This is a genomic window from Nocardia sp. NBC_01388, assembly GCF_045040085.1.
Classification (GTDB): Bacteria; Actinomycetota; Actinomycetes; order Mycobacteriales; family Mycobacteriaceae; genus Nocardia.
The window spans coordinates 65,296-82,517 of the sequence record NZ_CP109553.1 but is presented as its reverse complement, the minus strand read 5'-3'; the positions used below and the strand labels follow the sequence as shown (position 1 = coordinate 82,517).

Here is a 17,222-nt window from a genome sequence, read left to right as displayed (position 1 = left end):
GTTTAGTGTAGATAAAGTATACTAAACGCAGAGTTGGTCGACCTTATCCAGAGGAGACCTCGTGAACTGGCCATCGCACCGCAACGAAGATCGAATCTGGGACCCACGTCAGCGCCAAGGCTCGCGGGCGGATCGGATCCTCGACCGGATCACGGTCGCGATTCCGCCCAAAATTGGCAAACTCGACTACGACCCGACCGGCACCGTCGCTCGCACCCACGAAGCGGCGTTGATTGCGATTGCCCGCCTCGAGGCCGGGTTCGGCGAGCATCTGGCCCCGCTGGCCGACTTCCTGCTGCGCAGCGAGTCCGTCGCATCCTCCAAGATCGAACATATCGATGCAGGCTGGCGAGCCTTCGGCAAAGCTGTCGCGGGAGGTAAAGCCAGCGACGAGGCGAAGTCGCAACTGGCGGCGGTCAAGGCTCTGATCGCGATGGTCGATGCAGCCGGCGCGGGCACCATCCAGCTCGACGATCTACTCGAAGCACATCGGCTACTGATGGCCGTCGACTACTACACCGCACGCGATGCGGGACAACTGCGGGATGTGCAGAACTGGATCGGCGGCAGCGACTACACGCCGATCAACGCCGCGCACATCCCACCGCCCCCCGAACTGGTTGCCGAGTTGATCGCCGATCTGCTGGTTTTCGTCAACCGGGATGATCTGCCGATCCTTGCGCAAGCCGCCATCGCACACGCCCAGTTCGAGTCCATTCACCCGTTCACCGACGGGAACGGGCGCATCGGACGCGCACTGATCAGTGCAGTGCTTCGCCGCCGCGGCCTCACCCGCCGGGTGACCGTACCGCTGGCTTCGGTCATGCTGGCGGACACCGGCCGATACTTCATGCACCTCAATCGATTTCGCAACGGCAACGTCGACGCGTTCGTGGAATACCTGGCAATCGGCGCGATCCACGCCAGCGAGGCCGCACAGGACTCCGCCCTGGCCCTGGCCGACCTGCCGAGCCGCTGGCGAGACATCGCCCGCCCGCGTACCAACTCGGCGGACGAGACCCTCCTCGCAGCGCTGCTCGAAACCCCAATCCTCAACGCCGACACCGCACAACACATCGCCGGCACCACCGAAGCCAGCACATATCGGGCACTGGGAAGGTTGACCGACGCGGGGATTCTCGAGCTCCTCTCGGATAGCAAACGCAACCGCATCTGGGCCGCGACTGATGTGCTGGCGGAGCTGGACGCGTTGAGCGCGGCGATCGGGCGGCGCACGATCGAGCATGTTTGACAAACGGACGGAGGTTCCGGCTGCAGTCACACAGAGCCGGAGTCAGGTGGCCTTGATGTGATTGATCTGCGTGGCCAGCTCGATGACGCGTTTGTCCTGTTCGCCGTAGCGCACAGCCATCTGGCTGTGCAGGCGCTTGAGGCGGGTCAGCGCTGCTCGAACATCACCGGTTTGGACGTGGCAGGCGGCCAATTGGCGCTGGCAGTACATGACTTGATCGTCGTAGGGGCCGCGCTCCGCGGTCAGATCGTCGATGAGGGCGCGATAGAGGTCGGCTGAGCCGGCGAAATCGGCGCTCTCGAAGCGCAGATCGGCCAGTCTCAGCCGAGCTTCGACCACATCGGCGTCACGCGAACCCAGCAGGGGCAGAGCGATTTCCACGACCGTTTTCAATTCGTGAATCGCCGGATCGTAGCGTGAGTTGTCGGCGAAGTCGCGTGCGCGGCGCATGGCGCGCTGTAGATCGCTACGGCTGAAATCGGTTGGCGGAACGAGATTTACGACGGCCTCGACTGCAGCCGGTGGTACCACCGGCTTCGGAATCAGCTGCGTAGGCGCCACAACAGTAGGCGCCGTGCGGTCCGAGACGGACACCGCCACCGCGCAGGCATACATATGCGCCGGGCTGCGGTTGTCCTTCACCTCCCGCAGCACACTGAGGCTGGTCGCATAGCGCAGCAGCACCGCGTGCACGGTGGCCGCATCCTCGGGACGCTGGTCGGGAGCCTTCGCGAGCATGCTCATGATGAGCCGGCCCAATTCGACCGGCACATCGGGGCACTCCTCGCGGATATCGGGTGGCTGTAGGTGAACCTGGTTCTGCCACACCATGTATGGCGAGCTGCCACCCATGACCCGGGAGCCGGTGAGCAGTTCGTGCAGTACGAGCCCCAGCGAATAGAGATCGGTCTGCGGCACGACGGCTCTACCCTCGACCTGTTCGGGCGACATGAACGCGGGCGTTCCGAGCGTGTGGCCGGTATTGGTGTAGCGAGTCATATCGGACTCGAGCGCCACCGCGAGACCGAAGTCGAGCACCTTCACCGTTCCGTCGCTGCACAGCATGAGATTGGACGGCTTCAGATCGCGGTGGTAGATCCGATTGCGATGGGTCGCAGCGAGTACCGCGGCCGCCTGCGCGCCGAGCGAGGCGACCACACCGACCGATAGCGGACCACGGTCGTCGAGAAGTTTGTCGAAGGTGACGCCCTCGACGAATTCCATGACGAGATAGGGACGATCTTCCTTGCCCGGCCGCTTGTCAACGCCCGCATCGTGAATCATCGGCATGCCAGGATGCCGCATCCTGGCCATCAGCTCTGCCTCACGGAAGAAGCGCTTGGTCCAGTCCGGATCCCGATCGAGATTCGGGTGCGTGAACTTCACGGCGATTTGGCGCCCCAGATGCCGGTCGAAGCCGTCGAATACCAGCCCCATACCGCCCGAGCCGATCTCATCTATCAGCTCGTACCGGCCGTCGCCGACGACGTCCCCTTTCACGCCCTTACCTCCGTGAGTTCAGAAAGATCAGCACGCAGACCTACTCGCCGCCGGCCACAGGGTGTAGCCGCCCGTGCGCCAGACCGCTGAATCCGACGCGCACCAGGTGCTCGATGTTCTCACGCTGTCGGCGGCCGGCCGCTTCCAGCTGTATGAGCTGCTCGAAAGCCACTCCATAGCAACGCTGTTCGGCGAGCGGGAGGCGCGGGACGGCGACCTGGTACAGATCGATGTGACCGCCAACTGCGGCCTCGACAGCTGCGCGCAGAACACCCGCGAGAAAGTGCGGGTCGACCGCCTTGACATTCACGCGCAGCAGCTGGACGCCGGGTCCGAGCAGTACGCCATCGTCCATGCAGACCTGTACAGCGGATTCCGTGCCGACTACCACGGCTACGTCACCCTTCCGGACAGTCACCGCGCCGGAGGTTTCGGCATTTCCCCATCTCGATGGCGCCCGGCCGAGGCGCACATCCTTCGCCGACCAGACTGGGGTTTCACCATTCGTAACCCCGACAGTCGGCGGAGCCGTGTGTACCGTCACCGCTTCGGCGTCCACCAGTTCGTCGATCGATACGGTGCCGGGCGAGGTAGACACCGCTTCCAGCGAGGGCGGTTCCCAGACCGGTTGGCCGAGCAGGGCATTACGCAAGTACGGGTACTCGATCGGCTGGTCCGGTACACCCCCGTGCGAAGGCGACTCTATCTGGTCGTGATGTGCAGCGCTGTCCCGCTTCACAGTCGGTAGTCTCCCCCCGGGGTTACTGCACTCAGGCCCGCTGCAGTCTGAAGCAAAGGTAGCAGTGCCGCAGCGCATGTCACGTCTGAAGGAATTCGCATGATGTCAGGTTCGATCCCTGCCGGTGTCCAGATCGGACTCCGGAGCCAAGACCCCGACCGTGAGGCCTGTTGTCACAAGTTCCGCGACGTGCTCAGCGGCATAGGTGGCACGACGAGCAGCTGTTCGCAGCAGGAAAAGTTGCCGAAACACATCGCCGTAGCGTCGTTGTTCAGCGAGTGACAGCACCGGAATCCGCAGTCTGGTCGGATCGAATCGGACGGTGGCCGTCCTTGTTGCCGAGATGTTTTCAGCACCGGTCAGGAAGCCCGCCAGGAACCACGGATCGAGCCGGTCCTCATCAACACGCAAGGTATGCACATGTGGGCCGCGAAGGACGCCGGCATCTTCCGGGCCCGCCACACGTGCGCTGCGACCACCTGTTCGATCACTGCGGACCGCAGGGATCAGAACATCCCGATCCTCGACCACTTCGCGCTTCTCAGATGCGATAGAACTCAATGTGCCCGACGCTGGACTGCCGGTCGCGATATCCGGTGCGGTGAGAACCGGGCTCATGTCATCGGCCACCTGCTGGTCGGTGCTCGGCAGATCAGACTTGATCCACGTCAGCTGACCGTGAGTCATCAAGTCTGAAATGGGAACGAAGCGCCAGGATTGGCTACCGGCAGCCGACCATCCACCCAATGCGCCTGTGACCGAGGTTAATTCAGTGACGGCGGTAGTGAGTCCCCGGATCACATCGTCGACATTATCGACCACACTCTCGGAGTCCAGCGATGCACGGACGTAGCGGACCGGCGTCAGATCGACTTCATCATCGAGCACATCCACCAGGCGCACGACGGCCGCAACACCGGAGGCCACCGCGGCATCGGGGTTCGGACTGTCGAATGCACGCCAAGACCGTAATACCCTGTCGTTCAACACATCCCAGTCAACACCTTCCGTACCGTCGGCCTTGGCCGGCAGACCTGTCGTGTCGACGAACAGTATAGCGTCCGAGGTCGGTCCATCAGTCTGCCGAGGCCTCAGCACCCAGAGTTGCAGTCCGACATGCCACGGTTGCGCGGTGCCCGGCGCCAAACCGATTACGGCACGCAATGTTCCGGTGCGAACAAGATTGGTCCGGATCTTTCGGCCGGACGGGCGGGTTGCCACGGCTGGCGGAAGCAGCATTATCGCCGTGCCGCCCGGCCTCAGATGTGCCACGGCATGCTGCGCCCAGGCCAATTCCGATTCCACCCGCGGGGGCGGGCCGTAGCTCCAGCGGGTGTCGAAAGCGAGCTCGCCGGAACCCCAATCACGTTGTCCGTAGGGAGGATTGCAGAGCACAGCGTCAACCTTGAGATCTTCGAAGGCATCGGTGGTCAAACTGTCACCGTGGCGGACGACAGGCTCGAGATCCATCGAAGCCTCCACCAGCAGGCGCGTGCGCTGAACTTGTACCGCCAGTACGTCTTGCCCGTACAGCTCGGTCGCACCGGCTTCGGCAGCCGCGAGCAGGAGCGTCCCGCTGCCACACGCGGGATCCAGCACGCTGCGGACGTCCCGTCCATCGGGTGAATCCAGCAGGGCCGACATCAATTTCGCGACAGACCCCGGTGTGCTGTAGACACCGGTCGCCGAGGTGCCCTCCAACGCTCGTTCGGCCAGAACGTCGACAACCGCGCGAATATCCTCCGCGGTTGCAGCCTTCTCGATCGAACGGGGGGCTTCCGCAGCGAGTTCGGCCTGAAGATCGCTCGCGCCGTCCACTATCCAGCCGCCGTCGACGCGGCGCAGCGATGACATCAGTTGCGCCACCAGATCCGGCGTAGCCTGCAGCCGCACCAGATTGCGCAGTTCGGTGGTCGGCGATTCCTCCGCCTCGATTCCATGCTCGGCCAGCCACAGCCGCACCTGCTGCAGGTCGAACTGCGGACGGGCCTCGCTACCCCCGACGGACTTGGGGAAATCGGTGTGCCGCCGCCGCCAGTTGCTGACAGTCGCGCGCGTGACGCCGGCGAGCCGGGAGATCTCCGCGGCGCTGACCTTCGACGCAGGGTTCGACATACCCCTCCTCTCGTGTACTTCCCCCACCCTGGCCTACGGGTGGACAAAAATCAATCCAACAAATCATGTTGACAATGCTTTCACGCATCCATAACGTTTTGCATCACCGGGACAGCAACCCGATGGAAACCGATCACATATCTCCGGAGGCCGCTATGACCAGGCATCGTCGTCCGCAACAGCGTGGACACCGCCGCCTGCACCGCACCGGTCGCAGGATCGCCCTGCGGCACGGCAATGACCTGAAGGCGCGGCCCGCACGCATCCCGACCACGCGCTGCGCCATCGGCAAACGCCGCTATTTCGTCGTCAACGATGCCGAACTGGTCCTGGCCGGCCTCGACCACACCGATCCCCGACGGCGCGAAAAGCGCTCCTACCGCTGCCCTGTCTGCCACGGCTGGCACCTGACCAGCTGGTCGGCCGAGCAGTTCGAAGCCCACCGGGCGACCACCCCTGAGGCAACCCTGTCTGCCGCGACTGTCACGGTCGAGCGGGACCGTGTCGACCTGAGCGCAATCAGCACTGATTGCTCGGCCATGCCCACGCCTGGAGAGGTAGCGCTGCGGACCGTGCCGTTCAAGCGTGCCGAGGCGGCGCGGCTAGACGTTCACACGTATTCCGCTCCACTTCAACAAGAATCGGCTACCGCGACAGCGAGCATCGGCACGCGGATGCGAATGGCATTGCGCCACATGCTCCGACACTTCCTCCAGATCTAGTACCTCACCGCACACCTACCGCAGCCCGTCCAACGGGCCTGTGGCGATGAATCACGTCCTGACAACTCAATTCCCAAGGAAACATCATGCACAACGTCACGCGCACCGTCTCGACCCTGCTTGCCATCGGCGCCAGCGCCACCCTCACCGCTGCGGCTCCGATCGCATTCGCAGCACCTGATACCGGCTCCGCCGGAGGGTCTTCCGGCAGTAGCTGCGGACCGCGTAGCACGGCCGACCGCCAATTCCTCCACGCCTCGTACCACGACAGCAAAGGCTGCAAGGTCCAGGACGCCGCCATCGGGCTGGCCCAGTCGCAGTGCCAGTGGCTCGACGCCTACGGCAATTCGGCCCACAACCAGATCGTGCTCGCCGAGAAGTCCCGCAGCACCTTGGACTACCCGTACACCTTCCTCAGCGCGGCAATCGACGCGTATTGCCCCCGCTACCAGCTCTGACGGCTCGCACCGGAATCGAAATGCAAATAGCCCTGCTCGTTCTTCAATCGATCTTCGGCGTCCTGTCGCTCACAGCGATGTGGGCCTCAGCTACCGACAGGATCTGCCAAACATTATCTACTGCAATTATTCTCAGCCTCTCGGCAGCTATTTGGGCAATCCCGGTACTGGAAATTCAACGGCCGCTACCCACGATCCTCGGCGTCATTGCGTGGACCGCAGTGGCCGTCATATACCTCCGCAGCCTGCGCAGGTCCGGTATCGACTCCTCCGACGCAACGTTCGACCACGATGAAATGGAATGAAACATCATGCACCGCAATATTATTACTGTTCTGATCGCGACCACTCTGGGCGCGCTCACGGCCACCGGTATCGCCGATGCGGCCCCTACTGCGCGACTTCGTGAAGGTATGCAAGTCGTCGGCCAGGATGTGCAGTCCGGCACATACAACACCGCCGGTCCCCGGTCCCAGGACTACGGCTACTGCTTCATCACCTGGCTGCCTTACAAGGGCGCCAAGTCCTCGGAGGCCATCGACATGGAGTCCTACTCGGGCGCGTCCTACGTACAGCTGAAGGACGGCGACGTTGTCAATGTCGAGGGCTGTGTTTGGACGCACGAATAGCAGTCGTCACTACCGGGATGCCGCTTACGCGCGGCATCCCGACCCGCAGATCGCCGAATCACTAGGAGTGCCATGACTTATCAGTCCGGACCACAGCCCTACCCGCAGGGCCCGAACCTGCCGCCGTACCAGTATCCAGCGGCACCACCGCCGAGGAAGTCGAACGCTTTCAAGATCATTCTCGTTGTGATCGTCGGAATCATTGCGCTCTGCGGTATCGGCGGCGCATTGACCGGCAAGAGCAGTAAGAACTCCCAGAGCACCAGCACCCCGTTCGTCACAACCCCCGCAGCCGTCCAGTCACCCGTCGCTACGCAGCCGCCCGCTCCGGCGCCCGTGACCGCCGGATTGAACACCCCGGTTCGAGATGGGAAGTTCGAGTTCGTCGTCACCGAAATCCATTCCGGTGTAAAGACTCTCGGCGACAACCAGTTCCTGCGTAAGACCGCCCAGGGCGCCTACAGCATTGTGTCGATCACCGTCACCAACACCTCCGACAAGCCGTACGGCTTCTCCCCCAGCTCCCAGTACGTCTTCGACGCCAAGAACCGCAAGTTCAGCAACGACGGAGCCGCGGCAATGAACCTGCAAGCCGACACCAGCCTCTACGCAGACCTCAACCCCGGCAACACCATTACCGCCCAGGTTGTTTTCGACCTCCCCACCGACTCCACCCCCGACCACATCGTCCTGCACGACTCGATGTTCTCCGGCGGGGCCACGGTCTCACTGCGGTAGCGGCTCGTCACCTACCCATGAGAATCGTCGATGATCCCGTAACGCTGGGCACACCGGTATACGAATAGCTCGTCAGTACAGCAGCTCTCCCCCACCGCATCGTTCGCATCAGGGTTTGGAGATCACGTGAGCATCGCTATCGACCCCCGATTCGACTCCGAGTCAAAGGGTCTCAGTACCCATCTACCCTCGTGACGATTCAGGGCACCCAGTCGATGCACCCCGCCAACGTTCCGCCGCTCGCCTCATCTCGTGAGCGTGATCGGTAGCTGTCACAACGTCGCCCGCGGGCTGTAGTCCAGTCCGCCATGAAGTACATCACGGGTGCGGAGGCCGCAACTGGTCGTCCGAAGTTCATTCGGCGCACGTGACCACACCGCCACGTGGGCTGCTCACGATTCCCGCACATCACCCAGCACATCACCTCACAACCCCAGCGAGCCCCCTTCGCCCGCCCTCTCCCTGGAGCTTCCATGATCACCGGTTTGTCCTTCGCCGCCCTCGACGTCGAGATTGCCAATCCGAAATACGGCAGCATCTGCTCGATCGGCGTCGCTGTTGTGCGCGACGGCCTTCGCGCAACCACCCGTACCTGGCTGTGCCGCCCTCCGGCAGGCCTCGAACACTTCGGCCAGATCCAGATGGGCGTACACGGCATCACTCCCGCCATGGTCGCCGGGCAACCGCGTTTCGCTCAGCGCCTGCCGGAAGTGATGACGCTGATCGACGACCTCCCCGTCGTCGCCTTCAACAGCAAATTCGACATGAACGCCATCCGCCAGGCCTGCGAGCACAGCGAACTCCCTACTCCCGCATGGCAATACGGCTGCGCCCTGCAATGGGCTCAGAACCAGCTGGTACTGAACAAGTACCGCCTGCCCATGGTGGCCGAGGCTCTGGGCGTATCACTCTCGGGCGCACACCACGAGGCCGGCAGTGACGCCGCAGCCGCCGCCGACATCACTGTGGCCATGGCGCGCCGCACCGGATCCAGCACTCTCACTGAACTGGCCACCCGCCACGGCGCCCCGCTGCGCTGGACAACACCCCGTAGCAACTGAATTGGGCTCGCGCCGACACACCGCGGCGCCACGAACGTCACGCCCCGACACCGAAAGGATCGCGATGCACCCGCACGATGTGCTCGAAACTCTGAACGGCAGGCGAAACCTCAAGCAGCTCCACCACGCTCTAAGCGAGATCGAGCCAGGAGCTCGGGTGAGCGCCTTCTTCCGCAACCCGATCTACGGACCCTATGCGGTCACCGGCACCCTCATAACGCTCGCGCACGGCAGCCTAGGCGTTGCCGGTCAGACAGTGGAAACGGGTACTGGCGCACGCCGCCCCGTTCCGGAACTGTTCGCGCTTTCTCAGGCAACCGATAATCCCCCGCCGCCGACCGTCTATTCCTCGGACGCCGACACCCTGCCTGCTCTGCACCACGGCGACCTCGTCGAAGCCGCCTTCGAACAGCTTTCCTACGGCCTCTTCACACTCACCGGCCTGGTCATCGATGCCCCGGTCGGCGATGTACTCGTTCTCGGCGGCTGGTTTCTGACCGAGCGCACCCTCGGCCGCGCCCCAGCAAGACGCCTGCGCGGCGTTACCGTGCTCCGCTCTCGCACCGAGCACAACAGCCCTGTTCCCAACCGCATCCATCGCTGGCCGGAGCCCACACCGGAGGACTAGTCGCCTCCGCACCCGGAGCCTGCCGTCGTACGTACATCATTGAAAGACAAGGAATTTCGCCATGCATTCAGACCATATGGGACTCATGGAACACGACGGCCTCGACAGGGCTTTGCTGGCCGCCTCCGCCGACGCGGCGGCGGCGGGAGCCCGCGTCTTCCCCTGCACCGTTTTCCAACAGGGACATCGAACGATGATCTCGACGTCGTTTCCCTATTCCTTTCTCGCTCATCAGGTTGTCTCGGAATCGGTCGAGAAGGGCGGCGATCCCGCGAACACCACGAATCGTCCGCTGATGACCGATCATGTGAAGAACATCAGCAAATACGTGCAGGACAACCGCACCGACTACATCCTGCCGCCTGTCACCCTGAACGCCCGCGAACTGCCTGCGCTGCACGTACCTCGCGGCAACTTCAAGAATCGCCTGGGCTTCATGGTGGTCGGCGACAACGTCCGTTTCTATGTCACGGACGGCCAGCATCGGATCACCGCCATCAAGGGTCACGGATCGGGCCGCACAGCGATTTCCGGTCTGGTGGATATGGGGGCCGATTTCGAAAACGACAGCCTGGCGGTGCTCATCGTCGTCGAGAGTGAACTGAAGCGCATTCATCAAGATTTCGCGGATGCCGCACAGACCAAACAGATTCCGGCAAGTCTGCTCGCGGTGTACAACACTCGTGAACCCGTCAACGGCGTACTCGCCGACCTCGTCGGCAAGACGCGGCTGTTCCACGGCCGGGTCGACGCCACCTCCAGCAAACTGCCCAAGGCGTCACAGTCGGTCTTCCTGCTCAACCAGGTTCGACAGTTCGTCAAGGAGCTGTTGTTCAACGACTACGCCCTCTCCGAGGACTCGGTCACCAAGCAGGGTGCACAGCTGATTGGAAACCAGGCAACACGTGACGAATTCGTCACGGACGCAGTCACTCTCGTCGAGACCCTGTCCGAGCATATGGACCCTTGGCTCGAAATCTGCGAGCTTCCGACAAGCGGTGGACCGGCCAACCGTGTCGCAGACTTCCGACAGCAGTACATGAACATGACAGCGACCGGACTGGTAGTCATCGGCCGCGTCGCCTATGAGATTCGCAAATCCCCCAATCCCGACTGGCGTCTCGCGCAATACAGGAGGCTGGCCACTGAGATCGATTGGCGGCGGAATGCGCCGATCTGGCTCGGCAACATCATCTCGGCTGACGACAAGGTGTCGACTCAGCGTGGACCGGTCCGAGAGGCCGCGAACAAGGTCAAGGACCTGCTTGGACTGTGAAAGGGCACCATGGGCTCCCCACAGTTATCGGGTCGAGATCGATCGGCAAGGGCGCACGAACCACCGGTTCGGAGTGGAGAAGGTGAGGCATGGAGGTTCACATCCGCACAGATGGCGCGTGGCCGATCTGGTCACGGATGGCGCCCGCAGCCTCGACAACGTGACCTCGGCCACATGGTGATCGGCGCAGGCGGAGTTGCTAGCCGAAGTCCTTGCAAGCCGACTGATTACGACTGATTAGCAGACCACAGCGGGGATGCTTCCCGTTCCCGAGTATGCGAAACGGCTGCCGCGTGCCGACGCCGGAGAAGCACTATTCTGAGCGGTTCCGGTTTCGCAAACGCGACCGCATCCGGGCGGCGACTGACGTGCTGGCGGAGTTGGATGCGTTGAGAGCGGCCATCGGCCGGCGAACAACCGAGTGAACCCGGCGGCAAGCACAGCCCAGATCGCGAACTTCTTCACGAATTCACCATTTTAGAGGATTTCGCGCGAATTCCTCCCGGTTACAACCGACCGGTTCGAATTAGTAGCTCACATGTCCAACAGCACGATCAGGTAAATGCGCCCGGTTCGACACAATGCCGGTTGTATGCTGCACTGTTGTCCAATGGGAGGCAGGGATATGACATCAGCAGAGGAACTCGACGCCAAGGCGCTACGCGCCACAATCGGGCTCGTCCACTATCTTTCGGACCTCACCGACTCGTCGGCCCGAAAACCATTGCGGGACATCATCAATGATCGATCCGGCGCCATCGAAAAACTACTGTGGATCGAAGACTTTCCACAGGGCATAACGGTCAATGCTGATACAGACGAAATATTACTGGAGATTCGCCCCATCGCAAAGAGTTCACCACCAAAAATTCCACAAGATTTGGCCGGAAAAATAGATCCACTATCGATTACGAAAGCCGACGGGGCGGAACCCCGACTGATTTCAAACACTGACAATTGGAGCTCCACAGACCAATCGGACATCTCTGTCCAAAGCAGCTTCGAGGATTGGTTGCAAAAATGGCGGTCTTGGGCCGCCGAAGAGCGCCTGTCAGCCTCTCGCCGTGCGCTTTACGAAGTACTCGAGACCGCTGCGAAGACAATGGAACAGCGAGACGACGAATATGAGTTCGTGCTTGGCATAGGCCTCGTTACCCTCCCCGATAATGACGAATCGGATGGTCGATGCCGTCATCTGCTCACCGAGCAAGTGCTGCCGACACTTGATCAGTCCGGGACGATTCGACTCAATCGCCCTGGGAAACGTCGGATGGAAGATCGGGAGATCTTCGAAGGTCTGACTGTCTACCATCAAGATCGAGGCAAAACCATCAAGGCTGACTTACTGGTCGCCGACGAGCCCATCCTCACTACCCAGACCATGAACGGCCTGCGCCAATGGCTAGGGCTCGCAATTGATGAGACGTTCGCGTTCGAGGAAAAATACATCAATCCAGCACAATCAGATTCGAACCCACGGTTTGCTCCCGCACCAGCATTGATCCTGCGACGCCGGAGCCAGGAACGGATCTCCGAGGCGTACCGCCGGATAGGCGAAGCCCTCCGGCAACCCGGCGCCGAGGTCCCGGTGGCCCTTGCCCAGATCGTCGTTGACACCGAGCGCGCCGACCGTGAACGTTGGCTCGATCAGCAGGGAGCCGTACGAGGCGATGTCCTTGGGCACGATCCCTTGTTCCCGCTGGATACGAACGATGAGCAGTTGCGAGTACTAGATCTGCTCCGCACCGAGATCGGCGTTGTCGTCCAGGGACCGCCCGGTACCGGAAAGACGCACACCATCGCGAACTTGATCTCTGCATTGCTCGCGCAAGGACAACGGGTATTGGTCACCAGCCAGAAGGATCAGGCACTGCGGGTTCTCCGCGACAAGATCCCAGCCGAGCTCAGACACCTATGTGTTCTGCTCACCGGCGGAAGCAAGGATGCGTCGATCGAGTTGCAGCAGGGACTCGACGCCCTGTCCACCGCTATCGCCTCCACTGACGCATCTTCCTTGGCGGCGGAGGCACGCCGGCTGTCCGACAAGCGGATTGAGCTCCAGGCTCGGAATGTCGTACTCAATTCCGAGATCAGCGACCTCCGCGGTGATGAGTCAAGGGTGTACGAGCCGATCGTCATCGGTTGCGGAGACCGCTACCGCGGAACCTTGTCCGAAATCGTGCGCGACGTGAAAATGAACGCGCCGTCCTACGATTGGATGCCGCCGGTTCCGGAGGCCGCAGGCGATTTTCCACCCCTGACACCTGCCGAGTGGACCGAACTACGTTGCCTACTTCTCGACGGATTGCTGCCCGATCGCAGAGCGCGCGCCGGGCAGCATCTACCGGCGGCCGACCAGCTGCCGAGCACTGCGGAGATTGCGAATCTGATTGCAGCCGAACGTGAATCGGCAATGGCGGCGGAAGCCCAGGTCGACGCGGCCGCAGCAGTTCTTGGACGTCTGACTGACGAGGATCTGTCGCAGCTGCGCATAGCCACCAATGGCATGTGGGAGCTATTGCACCGCTACGGATTGGTGAAGAATATATTGCCCGATCACCAGTGGGTTGCGCGGGCCGTTGATGACCGTCTGGCCGAGAGAAATGCCGGGCTGTGGACTGGACCGTTGCAGAGCATCAACGAACCGGCTCGATTGCTTTCGGCTCTCCAAGCCATCAATTCCGCCGGCTACGTGATCGACCTCCGGGCACCGATCACCTATCAAACCCTCGGAGCAGCTCGGGCCTGCTTACGGGGCGGTTCAGTGCTACTGGAATTCTTGAAAGGCGGCGGAAAACTCAAGACCCGCTTCGTATCTCAGCCGCAGAAAGAAGGACAACCCTTCCTCGACTGGGTCGTCGTCGACGGAAGGGCGCCCGACTCGCCGGAGACGCTACAGGTCGCACTGGACAGGGTGCACGCCGAGATTTCCGCGATACAGCTCAGCCGCAGCTGGTTCGAGTCCGGAATCCCGGTGGTCGCGGGAGTACAGTTTTTCGCCCAGACGAACCAGATCCTGCAAGAGCTTGCCGAACACGCACGCATGCTCGCGGCGATGAACGAAATCTATCAGGCGCGGAACCGAATCGCGGAAATCCTCGGCCGGTATTCGATTCCCCTTCCGCTGTACGATCTCGCCTCGATTCGGACGGTGTTACAGGCTGTTCCCGGTGCTGAGAAGCAGGCACAGCTCACGCGGGCGAAGCGTCGTATCGAGCAGGTCCAAGCTGACGTCACCGCGCTGGCATCGATACCCAATTCCTGCATCGAGCTAACCGCCGCGCTCGAAGCCATTCGCCGGCGAGATCTGAAGCAGTACACCGAGGTGGTCGAAGCGCTCGATGCGGTACGGGCCCAACAGATCCGGGAGCAACGCGCGAACCAGCTCGAACGCACGGTGACAGAGATACACCCCAGGCTTCTGGCTCTGCTGCATACGACCTACATGGATTCGGTGTGGGAGGAACGTGATACCGCGGCGGCGTGGGCATGGTCTAGGGCCCAGCAATTCGTCAGTGTGCGCAGGACTGCCGTGCGTGAACACGAACTTCTCGACGAGTTCGAAGCGAACGAAGCCGATATCAAAAATCTGTCGGCGCGACTGGTTGCGATCGAAGCGCAGGCCGCATGTCTGCGTCGATTGACCGATGATCAGCAGCGCGCTCTGAATGCGTACCGAACCCACATGTCGAAGATCGGTGCCGGTACCGGTCGCAAGACCAAGGAATTTCGGAAGGCAGCGCGTGCAGCGATGGTCAAGGCCCAGGACGCCGTGCCGGCCTGGGTTGTTCCACTGCCCAACCTGTTGGACAACATCGAGGCGGACCGCAATCGATTCGATGTCGTCATCGTGGACGAGGCAAGCCAGGTGGGCATCGAGCATCTGTATCTACTGTGGATGGCTCCCCGAGTGATCGTCGTCGGCGACGACAAGCAATGCACCCCTGGTGCGAGCACGCTGGGTCTGCTCGATCAGGTGTTCGCGCGCAACGACGAACACCTGGCAGAGGTCGATGAGGATATCCGGAGGCTTCTGACCTCGCGGTCCAACTTGTACGAGGTGTTGTCGGCCCGTTCGGGCAAGGATGCGCTGGTGCGGTTGCGCGAGCACTTCCGTTGCGTCCCCGAGATCATCAACTGGTCCTCCAGACAGTTCTACGATGACGGATCCGGGCGCGGTGGTCTGATTCCGTTGCGGGAGCGACGGAACGACGCACTACCACCGCTACGAGTCACGAAAGTTGAGGGCGGCTTCACCGAGGGGCGGGATATGCGACGCCGCAATCCAGTCGAGGCCAAGATGCTCGTCGAGACGCTCGTCCAGTGCCTCGACGACCCAGCGTACGACCGCAAGACCTTTGGCATCGTAGTTCTGCAGAGTGCCAAGTCCCACATTCAACTCATCGAGAACCTGGTCAACGAATCGATCACTCCAGAGGTTCGCGAGACTCGGGGTATCAGGGTTGGCACCGCACCGAATTTCCAGGGCGACGAACGTGATGTCATCTTCCTGTCGATGGTTGTCGCTGAGTCTGCTCGTTTGATCGCGTCCGAAAACTACCGGCAGGCATACAACGTCGCCGCGACCCGCGCCAAGGACCAGCTGTGGTTGTTCACATCGGTCGGGCAAGATCAACTGAAGCCGGGGTGTCTGCGGGCCTCCCTGCTCGGCTACATGCTCGATCCACCGTCGGTATTCGGGGACTCTCTCTCAGTTGACGAAGTCTCGGAGCACAAGCGCACACCACCGTTCGAATCGCTTTTCGAGCAACGTGTTTTCCGCATTCTTCGATCTCGCGGATACCACGTTGTGCCCCAGTATCCGGTCGGTTCGAGGAGATTGGACCTCGTGGTCGTCGGCGACGACGGGCGCATGGCGGTCGAATGCGACGGCCACTACTGGCATACCGACGTGACCGCGCAGGCGAACGACGCCAGGAGAGACCGCGAGCTGTTCAGGATGGGCTGGACCACGATACGTATCCGGGAAAGTGAATTCGAATTCGACCCCGAGCGAGCGATGTCCTCGGTCTGGAAGGCACTGCAGGACAAGGGGATCATGCCGGGAACTGTCGATGGCGACGGCCAGCATGCCTGGCAGCCTTCGACTCTCGCCGACGAGGATGAATCCGAAGAGGAAGCCGTACAGCCATGACCGAGACAACTCCGTCCGTACAACTTGACGAGCTGGTCCTCGAGCACCTCGCCGCCCTGATCTGCGGCGAGGATGGAACCCCGTATTACCGGAGCGCCAAGGAGCTGGAGCGATTCTTCCGGGCCGCCGGAATGCCCAACGTTCCGGAATATGAAGGCTACCGCAAAGACTGGACCATGGAACGCCTGAACGAGATCAGGAATGACTCTGAGAGTCTACGAAATGTCTTGCTGCGCTTAGCTGATCGACGCGAGTACATAGACAACGCGGAGGGCTACGCCGCGGTCATCGAGGAGCTGGACGCCCTGCTCGCCATGGAGGCATTGCAGATCATCGAGGAGCAGGGACGTCCACAGCTTGTCGAACGTTCAGGGGAGACTTCACGTCTCGCGTCGAAGGCGCCTGCGGAACTGACCGCGAATATCTCGGATATCGTCACCGACACCGTCTTCGCTGGACAGCTTCGCGGGCGACTCGACGAGGCGTATCTCTGCTGGCAATCCGGCGCGCCGACTGCGGCGATCATCCTACTGGGCAGCGTGCTGGAGGGCGTGCTCTACGACGTCGCGGTCAATCGCCACACCGGCGACCGGCCGCCAACCGATCATCTACAGCGACTGATCGAAATGGCGCGCGACGAGCAATGGATCGGCCGCGACGTCGCCGAATACGCTGACGTGCTGCGCACCCACCGAAACCTGGTGCATCCCAAGAAACAATGGAAGGAGCTGTACCGACCGGAAGATGACATCGTCCGCATCGCATGGAATGTCGTCGTCGCTGCACTGAATGATCTGGCGGCCCTGCCGTAGTTCTCGAATTCCGTGCCAGCACAGCCGGCTCTTCCGACGACACCGATGCCCGCAACCGCGGCGGTTCGACCAGCGCCGAACTCGCCGCAACCGGTGTCCGACGGCGAATGCCAATTTGTCGCACCGATTGACAATCC

14 protein-coding genes are annotated in these 17,222 nt (G+C 61.9%); 11 read left to right on the top strand and 3 right to left on the bottom strand.

From position 1 onward, the window contains the following. Positions 1-61: 61 nt before the first annotated feature. A complete protein-coding gene (locus OG716_RS00285) occupies positions 62-1,252 on the top strand; it encodes a Fic family protein (protein WP_405135736.1) in 1,191 nt (396 codons plus the stop codon). 42 nt (positions 1,253-1,294) lie between these two features. Here OG716_RS00285 and OG716_RS00280 read toward each other — a convergent pair whose 3' ends face one another. The 3 genes from OG716_RS00280 to OG716_RS00270 all read right to left on the bottom strand — a co-directional run bounded on the left by OG716_RS00280 (position 1,295) and on the right by OG716_RS00270 (position 5,357). Then, positions 1,295-2,752, bottom strand: coding sequence for a serine/threonine protein kinase (locus tag OG716_RS00280; protein WP_405135735.1), 1,458 nt, complete (start codon positions 2,750-2,752; stop codon positions 1,295-1,297). Positions 2,753-2,792: 40 nt separating this feature from the next. Beyond that, a complete protein-coding gene (locus tag OG716_RS00275) occupies positions 2,793-3,491 on the bottom strand; it encodes a hypothetical protein (protein ID WP_405135734.1) in 699 nt (232 codons plus the stop codon). Positions 3,492-3,596: 105 nt separating this feature from the next. After that, on the bottom strand, positions 3,597-5,357 hold the full coding sequence (locus OG716_RS00270) for an N-6 DNA methylase (protein WP_405135733.1): 1,761 nt from the start codon (positions 5,355-5,357) through the stop codon (positions 3,597-3,599). Positions 5,358-5,680: 323 nt separating this feature from the next. Between OG716_RS00270 and OG716_RS00265 the strand changes: the two genes are divergently transcribed. The 10 genes from OG716_RS00265 to OG716_RS00220 all read left to right on the top strand — a co-directional run bounded on the left by OG716_RS00265 (position 5,681) and on the right by OG716_RS00220 (position 17,085). Then, positions 5,681-6,328: a hypothetical protein gene (locus OG716_RS00265; RefSeq protein ID WP_405135732.1), complete on the top strand. Its 648-nt coding sequence runs from the start codon at positions 5,681-5,683 to the stop codon at positions 6,326-6,328. 86 nt (positions 6,329-6,414) lie between these two features. Beyond that, on the top strand, positions 6,415-6,786 hold the full coding sequence (locus OG716_RS00260) for a DUF732 domain-containing protein (protein WP_405135731.1): 372 nt from the start codon (positions 6,415-6,417) through the stop codon (positions 6,784-6,786). Positions 6,787-6,806: 20 nt separating this feature from the next. Continuing rightward, a complete protein-coding gene (locus OG716_RS00255; RefSeq protein WP_405135730.1) occupies positions 6,807-7,091 on the top strand; it encodes a hypothetical protein in 285 nt (94 codons plus the stop codon). Between the two features lie 6 nt (positions 7,092-7,097). Continuing rightward, the gene (locus tag OG716_RS00250; protein WP_405135729.1) at positions 7,098-7,415 is read left to right on the top strand and encodes a hypothetical protein; all 318 of its coding nucleotides are present in this window, start codon (positions 7,098-7,100) and stop codon (positions 7,413-7,415) included. Between the two features lie 72 nt (positions 7,416-7,487). After that, a complete protein-coding gene (locus tag OG716_RS00245; RefSeq protein WP_405135728.1) occupies positions 7,488-8,153 on the top strand; it encodes a DUF4352 domain-containing protein in 666 nt (221 codons plus the stop codon). Positions 8,154-8,626: 473 nt separating this feature from the next. Beyond that, positions 8,627-9,214, top strand: a complete 588-nt coding sequence (locus OG716_RS00240; RefSeq protein WP_405135727.1) for an exonuclease domain-containing protein — start codon at positions 8,627-8,629, stop codon at positions 9,212-9,214. Positions 9,215-9,371: 157 nt separating this feature from the next. Then, a complete protein-coding gene (locus OG716_RS00235) occupies positions 9,372-9,842 on the top strand; it encodes a hypothetical protein (protein ID WP_405135726.1) in 471 nt (156 codons plus the stop codon). A 112-nt stretch (positions 9,843-9,954) separates the two neighbouring features. Next, positions 9,955-11,118 carry a DNA sulfur modification protein DndB gene (locus OG716_RS00230; protein WP_405135725.1) on the top strand — a complete coding sequence of 388 codons (1,164 nt, stop codon included), beginning with the start codon at positions 9,955-9,957 and terminating at the stop codon, positions 11,116-11,118. Positions 11,119-11,743: 625 nt separating this feature from the next. After that, positions 11,744-16,273, top strand: coding sequence for an AAA domain-containing protein (locus tag OG716_RS00225; RefSeq protein ID WP_405135724.1), 4,530 nt, complete (start codon positions 11,744-11,746; stop codon positions 16,271-16,273). Next, positions 16,270-17,085, top strand: coding sequence for a DUF4145 domain-containing protein (locus OG716_RS00220; protein ID WP_405135723.1), 816 nt, complete (start codon positions 16,270-16,272; stop codon positions 17,083-17,085). Before OG716_RS00225 ends, OG716_RS00220 begins: the two co-directional genes overlap by 4 nt. Positions 17,086-17,222 lie beyond the last annotated feature (137 nt).